The sequence below is a fragment of the Cytobacillus firmus genome, assembly GCF_023715565.1.
Taxonomy (GTDB): domain Bacteria; phylum Bacillota; class Bacilli; order Bacillales; family Cytobacillaceae; genus Cytobacillus; species Cytobacillus firmus_C.
In genome coordinates this window covers 16,558-29,481 of record NZ_JAMBOJ010000035.1, presented here as the reverse complement: position 1 = coordinate 29,481, position 12,924 = coordinate 16,558, and the positions used below count along the sequence as shown (strand labels likewise).

General features: G+C 42.4%; 13 protein-coding genes. 5 read left to right on the top strand and 8 right to left on the bottom strand.

Annotated features, from left to right (window positions below; all coding sequences use genetic code 11):
* Positions 1-136 precede the first annotated feature (136 nt).
* A complete protein-coding gene (locus tag M3205_RS14955) occupies positions 137-583 on the top strand; it encodes a GNAT family N-acetyltransferase (protein WP_251170651.1) in 447 nt (148 codons plus the stop codon).
* A gap of 88 nt (positions 584-671) precedes the next feature.
* Here the strand turns inward: M3205_RS14955 and M3205_RS14950 are convergent, their stop codons facing one another.
* The 3 genes from M3205_RS14950 to M3205_RS14940 form a co-directional block, all read right to left on the bottom strand.
* Positions 672-998: an SCP2 sterol-binding domain-containing protein gene (locus tag M3205_RS14950; RefSeq protein ID WP_251170650.1), complete on the bottom strand. Its 327-nt coding sequence runs from the start codon at positions 996-998 to the stop codon at positions 672-674.
* Positions 999-1,134: 136 nt separating this feature from the next.
* Positions 1,135-2,910 (bottom strand): gamma-glutamyltransferase, encoded by a 1,776-nt coding sequence (gene ggt, locus M3205_RS14945; protein WP_251170649.1) that lies wholly within the window; start codon positions 2,908-2,910, stop codon positions 1,135-1,137.
* Positions 2,911-3,129: 219 nt separating this feature from the next.
* Complete coding sequence (locus M3205_RS14940) at positions 3,130-3,642, bottom strand: acyl-CoA thioesterase (protein WP_251170648.1); 513 nt, start codon at positions 3,640-3,642, stop codon at positions 3,130-3,132.
* Between the two features lie 338 nt (positions 3,643-3,980).
* Between M3205_RS14940 and M3205_RS14935 the strand changes: the two genes are divergently transcribed.
* Positions 3,981-4,163, top strand: coding sequence for a hypothetical protein (locus M3205_RS14935; RefSeq protein WP_251170647.1), 183 nt, complete (start codon positions 3,981-3,983; stop codon positions 4,161-4,163).
* On the opposite strand, the gene M3205_RS14930 is transcribed toward M3205_RS14935, so the two are convergent.
* The gene (locus M3205_RS14930; protein ID WP_251170646.1) at positions 4,149-5,087 is read right to left on the bottom strand and encodes a magnesium transporter CorA family protein; all 939 of its coding nucleotides are present in this window, start codon (positions 5,085-5,087) and stop codon (positions 4,149-4,151) included. The genes M3205_RS14935 and M3205_RS14930 overlap by 15 nt on opposite strands.
* A gap of 197 nt (positions 5,088-5,284) precedes the next feature.
* Between M3205_RS14930 and M3205_RS14925 the strand changes: the two genes are divergently transcribed.
* Together M3205_RS14925 and M3205_RS14920 are read left to right on the top strand one after the other, a co-directional pair.
* Complete coding sequence (locus M3205_RS14925; protein WP_251170645.1) at positions 5,285-5,548, top strand: hypothetical protein; 264 nt, start codon at positions 5,285-5,287, stop codon at positions 5,546-5,548.
* A gap of 54 nt (positions 5,549-5,602) precedes the next feature.
* Positions 5,603-6,280, top strand: a complete 678-nt coding sequence (locus M3205_RS14920) for a TrkA C-terminal domain-containing protein (protein WP_251170644.1) — start codon at positions 5,603-5,605, stop codon at positions 6,278-6,280.
* 33 nt (positions 6,281-6,313) lie between these two features.
* Here M3205_RS14920 and M3205_RS14915 read toward each other — a convergent pair whose 3' ends face one another.
* The 4 genes from M3205_RS14915 to M3205_RS14900 form a co-directional block, all read right to left on the bottom strand.
* The gene (locus M3205_RS14915; protein ID WP_251170643.1) at positions 6,314-7,639 is read right to left on the bottom strand and encodes a polysaccharide biosynthesis protein; all 1,326 of its coding nucleotides are present in this window, start codon (positions 7,637-7,639) and stop codon (positions 6,314-6,316) included.
* A 132-nt stretch (positions 7,640-7,771) separates the two neighbouring features.
* Entirely contained in the window at positions 7,772-9,139 is a 1,368-nt protein-coding gene (locus M3205_RS14910) for a YjiH family protein (protein ID WP_251170642.1), read from the bottom strand.
* Between the two features lie 12 nt (positions 9,140-9,151).
* Positions 9,152-10,471 (bottom strand): aspartate aminotransferase family protein, encoded by a 1,320-nt coding sequence (locus M3205_RS14905; RefSeq protein ID WP_251170641.1) that lies wholly within the window; start codon positions 10,469-10,471, stop codon positions 9,152-9,154.
* Between the two features lie 83 nt (positions 10,472-10,554).
* Positions 10,555-11,931: a sigma-54 interaction domain-containing protein gene (locus tag M3205_RS14900; RefSeq protein WP_251170640.1), complete on the bottom strand. Its 1,377-nt coding sequence runs from the start codon at positions 11,929-11,931 to the stop codon at positions 10,555-10,557.
* A gap of 303 nt (positions 11,932-12,234) precedes the next feature.
* On the opposite strand from M3205_RS14900, the gene M3205_RS14895 reads away from it, so the two are divergent.
* A complete protein-coding gene (locus tag M3205_RS14895; RefSeq protein ID WP_251170673.1) occupies positions 12,235-12,915 on the top strand; it encodes a TspO/MBR family protein in 681 nt (226 codons plus the stop codon).
* Positions 12,916-12,924 lie beyond the last annotated feature (9 nt).

Genomic DNA, 12,924 nt, shown 5'->3' with positions numbered 1-12,924 from the left:
TTTAAGTCCTTGTTGTTATCCTGTGTCATCCCGATCCCTCCTGTACTTTTATCCTTTTCCCTTATCACAGCAAAAAAAGGATATTGTCACTGTAAAGAGAATCTAAGGATTAGGAAAAAATAAAGGAGTGACCCTGATGGAAATTAGGCTACTGCGCCCCGATGATGCTGAGGTATATAAAGAGTTAAGATTGGAAGGACTAAAAATGAATCCGGAAGCATTTGGTTCAAGCTATGAGGAGGAAGTCAGCCGCACTCCTGAAGTGTATGGAGAAAGGTTTATGGCAGAAAACTCCTTTCACTTCGGCGCGTTCGAAAATGATAAGCTGATTGGTGTAGTCAGTTTAGTAAGGGATACCGGGCTAAAAGTGAAGCACCGCTCCAATATTTATGCGATGTATGTGACAGAGTGCGCCCGAAAGAATGGTGTCGGGAATAGCCTTGTCAGCAAGGCTCTGGAAAAGGCCCGCTCATGGGACGGGGTGGAACAAATCCACCTGGCCGTTATGTCTGAAAATCTTCCTGCTAAAAACTCTATGAATCTTTTGGCTTCGAGGTTTACGGTACGGAGAGGCACGCACTGAAGATTGATGGAAGGTACTATGATGAAGACTTGATGGCACTGTTTATATAATAAAAAGGCAGCTTCCTGTTTGAGGGGCTGCCTTCTTTTCATTGATATTTCTTTACAATTTCCTGCAACTTTAGGGCAAGCCCCATTTTCCCGTCTACTTTCAGACTCCCTGTCATAAATGCCATGGTTGTGTTGAGGTCATCTTTTAAAAGCTTTGAAAAGTTTTTGTCGGACAGTTTCAGAATCACCTCAGGTTCATGGGAAGCCCCCTCTTCTACTATGACTTTTCCTCCCTTTAATAGAATTTGGATTGGCCCGCTTTCCTCAAGGTCCACCTGAAATACCCGATCTTTCTCATCCTTGATATGTACGGGGTCAGCGTTCATTTTATCTGCCAGCTGGTATAATTCATCTTTGACTGCCATCACTTGTTCCTCCTTTAGGAATAGCTTCATCCTTATAGTTCAACAGATGAGCATAAATCCCTGCCAAAAATGAACCGATATTCACTTTTTTTCCAAAAGAATAGCACCTTAATAACAAGGTGCTATCCCCACATAACTATTTCCTTTTTCCTTTCAAATCAACACCAATAGCAGCACCATTGCGGCTGGAATCTGCCACACCTTTGAAAATTCCTTTATCACGGTCAATCAAAATACTTTGGACATTTCCTATCGTGGTGGGACTCGAACCAAATTTATGCCCCATTCCGTCAAGTCTATTAATAATCTCTGAAGGAATCCCCTCTTCATAGCGGTAGGAATTGAGGTTATTTGTATAGATTCTCGGTTCTTCAACCGCTGCCTTTAGCTCCATATCATAATCAATGGCATAAAGGATCGTCTGCAGAACTGATGTAATGATTGTTGCGCCTCCCGGTGAACCGACTGTCAGGACAGGCTCTCCATCTTCAAAGACAATCGTCGGGGTCATCGAGCTTAAAGGCCGCTTATTCGGCTGGACTTCATTTGCCCCGCCTGGCACGGCATCAAAATCTGTCAGCTCATTATTCAGCATCAAACCGTACCCTGGAACCATGATTCCTGTTCCGAAAACCTGTTCAATCGTTGTCGTATAAGAAACAACATTTCCCCACCTGTCTGTTACGGAAAAGTGGGTAGTCTCACCATATTGTCGGTCATTCGGCTGTTCAGCTTTTCCATAATTGGCTTCACTGTCCTCATATTTCCATGGATCGCCTGCTTCAGGGCTTGGATTTACCTTATTCAGACTGATCAGATTCTGGCGCTCTTTAATGTAATCCGGGTGAAGGAGGCCATTGACCGGCACGTTGACAAACTCAGGATCCCCTGCATAAACGGCGCGGTCTGCATAAGCAAGATGCATCGTCTCAGCAAGGAGATGATATTTCTCCCAAGACTTTAAATCATATTGTGATAGATTAAAATCATCCAGGATTTTCAGCATTTGCAGCAAAAACACTCCTCCAGAGCTTGGAGGCGGCATGCTCGCAATTTCATATCCCTTATAGTCTCCCCAAATAGGTTCATCAATGGTTACTTCATACTTTGCCAGATCTTCAGGTGTCATTGATCCTCCGTATTCCTGAACCACACCTGCAAGAGCGTCTGCTATTTTCCCGTTATAAAACGCATCTGTTCCGCCAGAACGAATCATTTTAAATGTTTTGGCAAGATCTTTCTGTACTAAACGGTCCCCTTCTTTAAGAGGTTTCCCCTTAGGCAAAAACACTTTTCCGGCAGCCGTTCTTTCAAGCTTGTCCTGATTATCGGCAATCGCATCGGCTAATACAGAATCAATTGGAAAGCCTTTATCTGCCAGCTTTTCCGCAGGACCGATCAGCTGCTGCATTGGGCGTGTTCCCCACTTTTCAAGAGCCGTTTCAAGCCCTTTCAATGTGCCCGGCACACCGACAGCCGTACCGCCAGTTGATCGCTCCGCAAATGGAATAGGCTTCCCGTTTTCATCCAGGAACATATCCGGCGAAGCTCCGGCCGGGGCACGTTCTCGGCTGTTAATAATGGTGGTTTCTTTCGTCTTGCCATCAAAGACCATCATGAAGCCACCGCCGCCAATTCCGGACATCATCGGTTCCACCACATTGAGGGCAAACTGGACTGCGACAGCCGCATCGATGGCATTACCTCCCTTTTTCAAAACATCTGCCCCAATTTTTGATGCAAGCGGATGAGCTGAGGCCACCATTCCGTCCCTGCCGACGTCAACCTGGCTATACCCGCCATAGCGATCATCAGGCTTTGGTTTTTTTGCGTGCCCGGTTAGGGGCATGGTACCTGCAATCAGTAAAATACTTAGAAGCATGAGAATACCAGTCTTTAAAACTTTTCTCATAATCTCCCTCCTTCAGTTAGGTTCTACACTTCTAACTTAAAAGGAAGGAAAAGGATAATCAAGGAATTAGAGTTAATATTCTGAAAGTTAAATCTATTTTACTAGAAAAAGGCGTGTAGAAAGGTTCAATTATTTTTCCGTGTGGGAAAATATGAGGAGGGATTTTTTTACAGGGGAAGCACAGTGTCATGTGCTCCTCCCCCAAAAATGCTTTGTTAATCACCAGGGCAGATTTGTACCATATGTCTTTGCTCTGGCTTCACTGTCCTTTCTCCGCTTTTTGCGGAATTCCGCCCGTTCTTTTGCTGTTTCGTAAAGACTCTTTTCTTCGTCTGTCTCAGGCACGACGGACGGCACCGGAGCCGGCTTTCCATTCTCGTCAACCGCAACCATTGTCAAAAAGGACATCGCACACACATTTCGATCTCCTGTCAGCAGGTCTTCTGCAATTACTTTTACGAAAATCTCCATAGATGTCCGGCCAGTATAGGTCACAAACGCCTCCAGGCAGACTGAATTGCCTTCATATACCGGATGAAGAAAGTCAACAGAGTCTGTAGATGCGGTTACGACATTTCTTCTCCCATGCCTCATGGCCGCAATGGCTGCCACATCATCAATATAAGCCATTAACTTGCCGCCGAATAATGTTCCATATGTATTCGTGTCCGGTGGAAGCACAATGCTTGTTTTTACCGTAAAAGATTCTCTGCATGTTTTTGTTTCATTCATGTTGTTCCCTCCTGTTTTAATAAAGCATATCAAATGCTGATGGCTAATAAAAATAATTTGGTTAGATATTAAAATAATAAATGCCGCAGCATCCATGAGAAAAATTACGGACACCCTTCAGTACAAGCTAAGGTGCCATCTATTATCATTTCAAAAATAAGGCTCAATTATTTTACGAAATGGTTAAAGTCGATTTTCAAATGCTCGACCAGGTCCTCGACAGTTTGCTGAAAGAATCTGCAGATACCAATGACAGAAGCTTTTCAACATTTTTTTTCGATACATTCAATTTGGTCTAACCCATCAAAATCTCTATGAGCTGATGTCTTTAACTCGGGATGATGATGAAAATCTACCTGAATGAAGGACTAATTATAAGCTACCTAGATGAGGGAATATACGGAATTAATGTATTTGAACCAAACTCCTGTTATTTGAACGGCAGTAAATATGAAGCGAGAATCGGAAACCTAACGAAAAGAATGCCGCAATCTAGCGGCATTGCTTTATTTAAAGAATGAATTTTTCTTTTTTCCTCTCAGGATATCACCCATCCAGCCTTTTTTCACTAGCATGAAATAAAGAGCTGCCGTAGACGCAATGATGATCAGTATCGAAATCAAATACCCATACTTCCACTCAAGTTCAGGCATAATTTTGAAGTTCATGCCCCAGAGCGCTCCCCAGGTTGCGACCGGTGTCATTAAAGTAGTAATGACTGTGAGTGTCTTCACGATTTCATTTCCCCGGTGCATGGAAACCATTTCTTCAAAATTCACAAGGTCATCAATTTCCTGCTGAAACTCACGAACCAGTGTGTAGCCTCTTTCTATTCGCTTGCAGGTTCTTTTAAATTCAGTTCCTTCTGTAACACCTTCACCAAAGGTTTCTTCTACACCCAGCCTGATCTCCTTAACTGGAATCATGATATTTTTCCACACGAGAATCTGATGGCGCAGCTCATAGATCTCTTCCAGCCGATTAATATTATTTTTATCTTTTATTTTCCATAAAAGGTCATTTAGCCGCACTTCATACGTATCAATCTTTTTAATATTATCACTCAGAATTTCTCCTAAAATCACAAAAAATCCATCAATGGCATTGTTCGTATAATCCATTTTTTTCAAAAGCATTGATTCATCGGACTTAATGACAGTCGAATCAAAGTCCACAGTAAGGAGAAAATCCCTTGTCAGAAAATAGTGGAACAAACTATTTTCATGCTGCTCTTTCGTTGTCTGCTGATAAATGAGTGAGCCGCTGATAAACTCCTTGTTCCTTATACAAGTATTTATTTCCATTACATTTGTTTTGTTCTCGGAAGTGTTTTTGGCCCATGTCTGCAATGCATCTTTATAGTCGCCAGCTTCCTTAAAGTCTATTTCATCCAAATGATCATAACGATGCCATGTCCAATTATCTTCATTATATTCCTTTTCCATCCCCAGACTCCTCCTAAAACGATTCCTTTTTATAGGAACATCTTTCCCTGTTCAGGTGATGGATAAAACCATTTTGAACGAGTAATTATTTCTAGTATTGGAAACAATGTTAAAAATACTAAATGTTTGCTATTGATTATGCCGGGTAAATATAGAGCAAGAAAGCCAATCAAATTTTTTAGAGGAGGAGCATAAACATGAATTCTCGTCCATTAAATCCATATCTGTTAGCCGGTGTTGGCATTACAAGCATTTTATTATTAGCAAGCAAAAACAATCGAAATAAAGTTCAATCTCTTGCTGTTAAAATGAAAGGCATGCTGCCTGACCGCTTTTTAAACGATTCAGTGCCAACGGAAAAACTGGGTCATCCGGACCCGCATAATATTGAAGATAATAAAATGGTTGATGAAGGTGCTATGTATTCAGTAAGTTATTATAATGAAACTGTTCAGCAATGACCTAGGGACTGGCTCCTTAGGTTTTTTATTTAAATCTGAATTTTCGGAGGAAGCATGATGGGTGTTCTTTTCATCCTGATTTATTTGGGGATCGTATTAGCTGTTATTGAAATTCATACTCTTATTTTCACCTATACAGGGCTTGATAAGCATATTGCCAGATTTCAGGTGATCAGCATGCTTACAGGCACAGGATTTACAACTGGAGAATCGGAACTCATCATTGATCATCCGATCCGCAGAAGGTTTGGAGCGTTTCTAATTTTATTCGGCGCCTTTTCTTTGGCAGTCATTATTTCTGCAATCAGCAATATTCTTTCGGATGAATTTTATACGGCCAAAATCTCATTCGTGGCAGCAGCACTGGTCCTGATTATCATTATTTTAAGGCTTCCCAAGGTACGGGATTTTCTTCCAGGTAAATTGGAACATGAACTCGAAGAACATTATGATTTTCGCGATCTTCCGATAAGAGAGGCACTTCTCACGGAAGATAATGATCATGTTTTGGACTATTTTATTGACGAAGAATGTGAGTTTAATGGTAAAGAGCTGGGGGATGTTATCGACGAGGATGAAGATATTAATGTGCTATTTATCCAAAGGGGCGATGTAAAAATCAGAAAAGAGCGGCTTGTTACAGAACTGCAGGAAGGCGACCATATTATTTTATATGGAGAAGAACAAACAATTGAGGATAAGTTTGGCCCTAAACAGGAAAAAGAAGATTAAAGCATCCCCATGGTGGAGATGCTTTTTGCCGCTTCAGTTAAACTGCTTAGCTGGTGATAGGTAGAGTGTCAGGCCGATTTTTTTGCATACTGTTACATAATGCATCATCGCCAGGAGAACAGCGCCCATATTCATGCCCACAATAATTCCGTCCATCTGCAGACTGTGCATCGAACCAAGAACAAACATGGCCGAGAATGAAACAACGGTAGACCAGACGGAATGAAAGAACGCATCCTTCATCAGTCCCAGTCCGATTAAATAGGCCTGCATCGGGATAATGAAAAAGTGGAGCAGAAAGAATGGCCATAGCAGCTGCAAATACACCGCTGCATCTGTGGAGTGAAAAAACATCTCAGTCAGCGGCCGCGCAAAGAAATAGAAAAATACAACCGATGGGATACCATATAAAAAGGTGACAAAGAACACCTGCTGAAGAAGTCTGCGAAGCTCTCCCAGATTATGATCAGCATACTCTTTGGAGACTGTAGGGATCAGCATGATTAAAAAGGAATGGGCTATAAAGGATGGAAAAAAACCAATGGTCATGGCGACACCGGCTAGCATTCCAAAGTGTTCTGTTGCAACTTCGCCCGGCACTCCTGCTTTTAAGAGAGCGGCCTTGATCAAAAACGGCTGAACAGCATGTGTCAAGGCATGGAAGACCCTTAAAGCCGTTGTCGGAACAGACACGGAGATCAGGTTCTGCCTCACACTTTTTCCGCTGACAAAGTCAGATGGCTCTTTTTTAATCCGCTGATACTGAATAATAAACATATTCAGCAAGTATAGAAAAACAACAATCTCACTCCCTATAAACGTACAAAAAGCAATAAAGACCGCTGTATTGACTTCAAATTGAAAGGCCTGATAAAGCACCACGAGCAGCAGGAGCTGAACGGATTTGCGCAGAAAATTGGATGCTGCAATTTTTCCCATTTGATGCTTGCCCATGAAAAAACCCCTGGCAATCGAGGAAAAGGACACGATGGGAATGAAGCCGATCACAACCCATCTTAAGAGCGGGTGGTACTCATTAAAAACACTGATAAACGGAATTATAATCGCTGCAGCCGGCACCAAAACGACTGTAAAGATAATGGTCAGCTTGATGACATGATGAAGCATGCTGAGATGATACCTTTTATCTTTTTCGGCAATGAATTTGGAAATCGAGATCGGAAGCTCAAAACTGGCCAGCAGCACGATCAGAAATATGGTCGGCAAAATCGACATGTACATGCCGAGACCCCTCTCTCCCAGTTCCCGGGCGAGCACCATATTCACCACAAACTCTATACATTCGCTTGCAAAAGCAGCCAGTGCAAGCAAGATGACTCCTTTGAAGAATTTACTCATTGCGCCTCTCCTTATATAATGCAGATTCTATATAAGATATGAGACATGCCCCAATAATATATTGCTTTTAGGAATTTTTAAGAAGATTAATATAATGAAAAGGAGAGCAGCCTAATGCCGCCCTCCTTTCAGCTAAAATACAAAAATATGAGCAATCACTACAATAACAGGTAACGTAATAATCGTTCTTTGGATAAAAATAACGAATAAATCCATAAAGCTCAGCGGAATGTTTGAACGCAGGATCAGAATTCCGATTTCAGACATGTATACTAATTGTGTTAATGAAAGGCCTGCCACAACGAATCTCGTCAGCTCGCTCTCAATTCCGCTTCCGATAACAGCAGGAAGGAACATATCAGCAAATCCGACAAGCATGGTTTGTGCCGCAGCACCTGCTTCGGGCAATTGCATAAATTCTAAAACCGGAATGAGCGGATATGAAATAAACTTAAATACAGGAGTATATTCCGCAATAATCAGGGCTGCAGCTCCCAGGCTCATAACAAGCGGGATAAGGCCCATCCAAATATCCAGTACCGTTTCAATCCCATCGCTTAAAAGCTTCTTGGGACCCGGTGCATTCCTTGCTTTATCAATTGCCTGCTCCCATCCCCATTTCAATTTCGAAACCCCTTCTGGAATGGTTTCATCAATCTGCTGTCCTACCGGTTCATAATAAGTGTCCTGCTTCCGCGATAATGGCGGTATTCTTGGCATAATCAATGCAGCCACGACACAGGCGGCAGAAACGGTTAAGTAAAAAGGAATGAATAAATGTCCAAGGCCAACAACATTTGCAACGACAAGACTGAAAGCAACAGATGCAATTGAAAAGGTAGTCGCAATAACCGCAGCTTCTCTTTTTGTGTAAAAGCCCTCATCATATTGCTTCGTTGTTACTAATACGCCTACTGTTCCGGCACCCATCCAGGACGCAAGGCAATCAATGGAGGACCTGCCTGGAAGGGTGAAAAATGGTCTCATGAATTTTTGAACAAGTGCTCCAATGAACTCCATTAACCCAAATTCCACCAGCAGAGGCAGAAGTACGCCGGCAAACAGGAACCACGTAAGCAAAACAGGAGCAAGGTCGTAGAGAACCACTCCGCCAGTATTACGCGACCAGATAAATTCAGGCCCGATTTCATAAAAAGTCATGATTCCTACTGCGAATCCAAGGATTCTCATGATTAATCCAAATTTGCCTGTATCAAATAAGCCCTTTAGAAACTTTTTATCCATTATAAATGCGGGCTTTACTGTTTTTGCCAGGATAGAAAGAACAACAGACAACCCTAATATAAAAATAATAATGGCAGGCATCTGCTCACTGAATGCTTTACCTAAGAGAGTGGCTAAAATACCGACACCAATCGTGACTTCACCCTGAAATTTAACTGGAACCAGAAATAGGACGGACCCAATTAAAGATGGAATGATAAATTTCCAATACTCCCCTGTGTCAACTTGCGGCTTAACCCTTGTCTCAGCCTTCATGCTCTTACCTCCTTATAATTTCGAAACAACTGCTTCATGTTCCATAAGTGCTTCTTTCAATACTTTTAGACCCTGATCAATTTGCTCCTTTGTCACAACAAGCGGTGGAATCATCCGAATCACTTCCCCTGAATTTCCACATAGATAAAAGAGGACTCCCTTGTCAAGAGAAGAATTCAGGATATCCATTACCGCGTTCCCATCCGGTTTTCCGGTTTGCGGATTGATGATTTCAATGCCGATCATCAGCCCCAAACCTCTGACACTGCCAATTGCAGGATGTTCAGCTTTCAAAGCCTGTAATTTCTGTAATGCATACTCTCCCAATTGCGTTGCGTTTTCTAAAAGATTCTCAGTTTTTAGGACTTCAAGAGAGGCCAATGCTGCAGAGCAGGCAATCGGATTTCCCCCAAAGGTGGTTCCATGGGCACCCAGCGGCCATTTTTCCATCAGTTCCTTTGAAGCTACAGTTGCACTTAATGGCAGTCCAGCCGCGATTCCCTTCGCAATCGCCATGATATCCGGCACAACATCAAATGCCTGGGCAGCAAACCACTCTCCAGTACGGCCAAAGCCGGTTTGCACTTCATCAAATATCAGCAGAATTCCATTCCGGTCACAAATTTCCCTGATCTTCTGCAGCCACTTCTTTGGAGGAATGATATATCCGCCTTCCCCGAGAACCGGTTCAATGATCATGCAGGCAACCTCTTCCGGGTCTACCTGATGCTTGAAGAGTGTTTCAGCATCCCTTTCCAGTTTTCTTGGGAAGTATTCCTCAGGATCTTCACCAAATGGACAATCCCGCTCATCCGCATATGGGAGGTGATATGTCAGCCAGGACGGCTGCTGATACTTGCGGTATTTACTTTTCGATGTGGATACACTGAGTGCCCCCATTGACCTTCCATGAAAACAGCCTGTGAAGGAAACAACATAGGGCCTCCGCGTGACATACTTTGCAAGCTTAATAGCTCCTTCAATCGCCTCAGTCCCGCTGTTCGCAAAGAAAAAGCAATCCAGATTTCCCGGCATAATTTTTCCCAGCTCATCTGCGAGCCGCAAAATCGATTCATAGATGATTACGCCTGACGGACCGTGCACCAAATGGTCTGCACTGTCTTTAATGGCCTGTACAACCTTCGGGTGGCGATGCCCGACATTTTCCACTGCGATGCCTGATGTAAAATCCAAATACTCTTTTCCGTCGACACCGTAGTAATAGCACCCTTCCGCGCTCACCACCGGCAAATTCGGATGATCCTTTGCCATACTGGGCGCTAATAAGTTTGAAATGTTTCCGACAAGATGACTCCAATTTTCTCCGTTCATACTTTCCCTCCTGAATCCTGCATAGGTGTATTGGTTATGTTTCTCTGCTATTCTTTAATGCAATATTCATGCCAAAGTATGTATTAACAATCATATTTTTTTAATTTTCTTACTACTGAAGGCTGACTAATCCCCAGGACTCCTGCTATTTCAGTAGTGGTCCGGTAACGTTTTCTTGCATCGGTTAATACTTTTTTCTCTACATCTTCCAATATAGCGGGAAGAGTTTGTCCCTCATATTCTATTAAACCCTCTTTTTTTCCTTGCATATGGTATTCATAAGGCAGCTCGTCTTTCGTGATCACCAGGCTGGTGCTTGTCACAATAAGCCGCTCCATCAGGTTTTCAAGTTCTCTTACGTTTCCCTTCCACTCAAGCTGCAGCAGGTGATCGACCAGGGATTTATCCAAGTGTCTTTCCCGATTATGCCTCCTGGAGATAGAGTGTAGAAAATAATGAATGAGAGCAAATAAATCCTCTTTCCTCTCCCTGAGCGGCGGAATTTTTAAGGGCACCACGTTAAGCCGGAAGAATAAGTCCTGTCTGAAATCCCTGGATTCCACTGCTTTCTCAAGATCCTTGTTCGTCGCTGCCAGCAACCGAAAGTCTGCCTGAACAGGCTTTGTCCCTCCTACTCTGTAAAACTGCTTGTCTTGTATGAATTTCAGCAGCTTTGCCTGCAGATGGGCTGAGAGTTCGCCAATTTCATCAAGAAATAGTGTGCCTCCTTTGGCCATTTCAGCAAATCCCATTTTTCCTTTATTCTTTGCACCTGTAAAAGCGCCGCCTTCATACCCGAAAAACTCTGCTTCGAAGATGGATTCCGGAATCGCACTGCAGTTTACTTCAATGAACGGGCCGTCTTTTCGAGTACTGTTTTGATGAATCCATTTGGCGAGAGCCGATTTTCCGACTCCTGACTCCCCCAGAAGCAGGACGGTGACATCTACATCGCGGATTCTTCTAATGGTTTCGGCAATATTTCTCATCGCCTGGCTGTCAGCAATCATGCCATCCATTTTAATGCTTTTATTGCGGAGGAGATCCAGTTCACTCTTCACCCTGGCCATTTCCTCCTCGACACTATTCAGATATTCTTTTATAACAAGAAGTTCTGAAACATCATAAGAATAGCTGACAATATGATCGATATTTCCCGTTTCATTGAAAACAGGAATACCAGTAACCAGGATTTTTTTGCCTGAACCGGCTTTTTGCACCAGAATGACTTTTTTCTTTTTCTTTAATACTTCAGGAGTAATCGCAGGCTTAAACACTCCTCTTCTTTCAAGTTCATAAACAGATTCACCAAGCAGCGTATCCGGTTCGATGCCATAGTGCACCCCGCTGCCTTTACTGACCTTTATAATTATGCCGTCTGCATTAGTGACCATAATGTCTTCTTCCATTGAAGATATGACTTCTCTGTCATTATTCCAGTCCATGAAAATGCTGTTCATTCAGTTCCTCCCGCAGATTATTCATTATTGAATAATCGTATTTCTTATAAACGCTGTGCTATAGGAGATTCATACTTAGGTTATTCAGATTTAAATAATTATTCAGATTTGTATAAGACTATACAGCATTTTAGCAGAAATGAAAAGATATAAAGGAAATAAATTAATAAAAATTCGTATTTTGGTATAAAAATAAAATAAAACTTTAAAAGATTATAGCTCCATTAAAAGTGGAATATATACTCTTATAAGGAAGGAGAGGTATTTTTGATTCTATTGTTTGAAATAGCGGCTTATTTGGTCATGATTGCAGTAAATGCGCTGGCAAACATTCTGCCTTTGAATGGGCAGACAACAGGTGAAATATCCAACAAGTTGGAGGTTCTATTCACGCCGGCAGGGTATGTATTCAGCATTTGGGGATTTATCTACTTGCTGCTGGGTGTCTGGCTGGCAAGGCAACTTCCTAAAAGGCGAAAGAATCTTCCTATTTACAGGCAGACCAGCCTTCTATTTATTGTGAGCTGTATATTTAACAGTCTATGGATTTTCGCCTGGCACTTCGAGTATTTTCTTATATCCGTAATCATTATGATTGCACTTCTTTTTATTCTCATTTTTATATACAAAAGTACCTCAGAGTTTGATCCTAAGTTTCTGGATGTTGCCCCATTTTCTGTTTACTTAGGGTGGATTTCTGTAGCGGCGATTGCCAATATCAGCTTTTATCTTACCTTTATTGGCTGGGATGGATGGGGTCTTAAAGACAGTGTGTGGACATACATTATGCTCGCAGTGGCCACCGCTCTGGCCCTTGTGTTCCGGATTAAAAATAATGATTGGGTTTATCCGCTTGTGTTTGTTTGGGCATTTATAGGCATTGGAGTCAGAAATATGGAAAATGACCCAAATGTGGCTTTTGCCGCTTACTTCGCTGCCTTTTTCACAGCAGCAGGCATTCTCCTGACTAGGAAAAAAAGTTAAGACAGCAAA

Bases quoted from the DNA above. Each gene is read 5' to 3' on its own strand.
- M3205_RS14950 (WP_251170650.1), bottom strand. From the start codon at position 998: ATGGCAGTCAAAGATGAATTATACCAGCTGGCAGATAAAATGAACGCT.
- ggt (WP_251170649.1), bottom strand. From the start codon at position 2,910: ATGAGAAAAGTTTTAAAGACTGGTATTCTCATGCTTCTAAGTATTTTA.
- M3205_RS14895 (WP_251170673.1), top strand. From the start codon at position 12,235: ATGATTGCAGTAAATGCGCTGGCAAACATTCTGCCTTTGAATGGGCAG.
- M3205_RS14930 (WP_251170646.1), bottom strand. From the start codon at position 5,087: ATGGAAAAGGAATATAATGAAGATAATTGGACATGGCATCGTTATGAT.
- M3205_RS14955 (WP_251170651.1), top strand. From the start codon at position 137: ATGGAAATTAGGCTACTGCGCCCCGATGATGCTGAGGTATATAAAGAG.
- M3205_RS14915 (WP_251170643.1), bottom strand. From the start codon at position 7,639: ATGAGTAAATTCTTCAAAGGAGTCATCTTGCTTGCACTGGCTGCTTTT.
- M3205_RS14910 (WP_251170642.1), bottom strand. From the start codon at position 9,139: ATGAAGGCTGAGACAAGGGTTAAGCCGCAAGTTGACACAGGGGAGTAT.
- M3205_RS14925 (WP_251170645.1), top strand. From the start codon at position 5,285: ATGAATTCTCGTCCATTAAATCCATATCTGTTAGCCGGTGTTGGCATT.
- M3205_RS14940 (WP_251170648.1), bottom strand. From the start codon at position 3,642: ATGAATGAAACAAAAACATGCAGAGAATCTTTTACGGTAAAAACAAGC.
- M3205_RS14935 (WP_251170647.1), top strand. From the start codon at position 3,981: ATGATGATGAAAATCTACCTGAATGAAGGACTAATTATAAGCTACCTA.
- M3205_RS14900 (WP_251170640.1), bottom strand. From the start codon at position 11,931: ATGAACAGCATTTTCATGGACTGGAATAATGACAGAGAAGTCATATCT.
- M3205_RS14905 (WP_251170641.1), bottom strand. From the start codon at position 10,471: ATGAACGGAGAAAATTGGAGTCATCTTGTCGGAAACATTTCAAACTTA.
- M3205_RS14920 (WP_251170644.1), top strand. From the start codon at position 5,603: ATGATGGGTGTTCTTTTCATCCTGATTTATTTGGGGATCGTATTAGCT.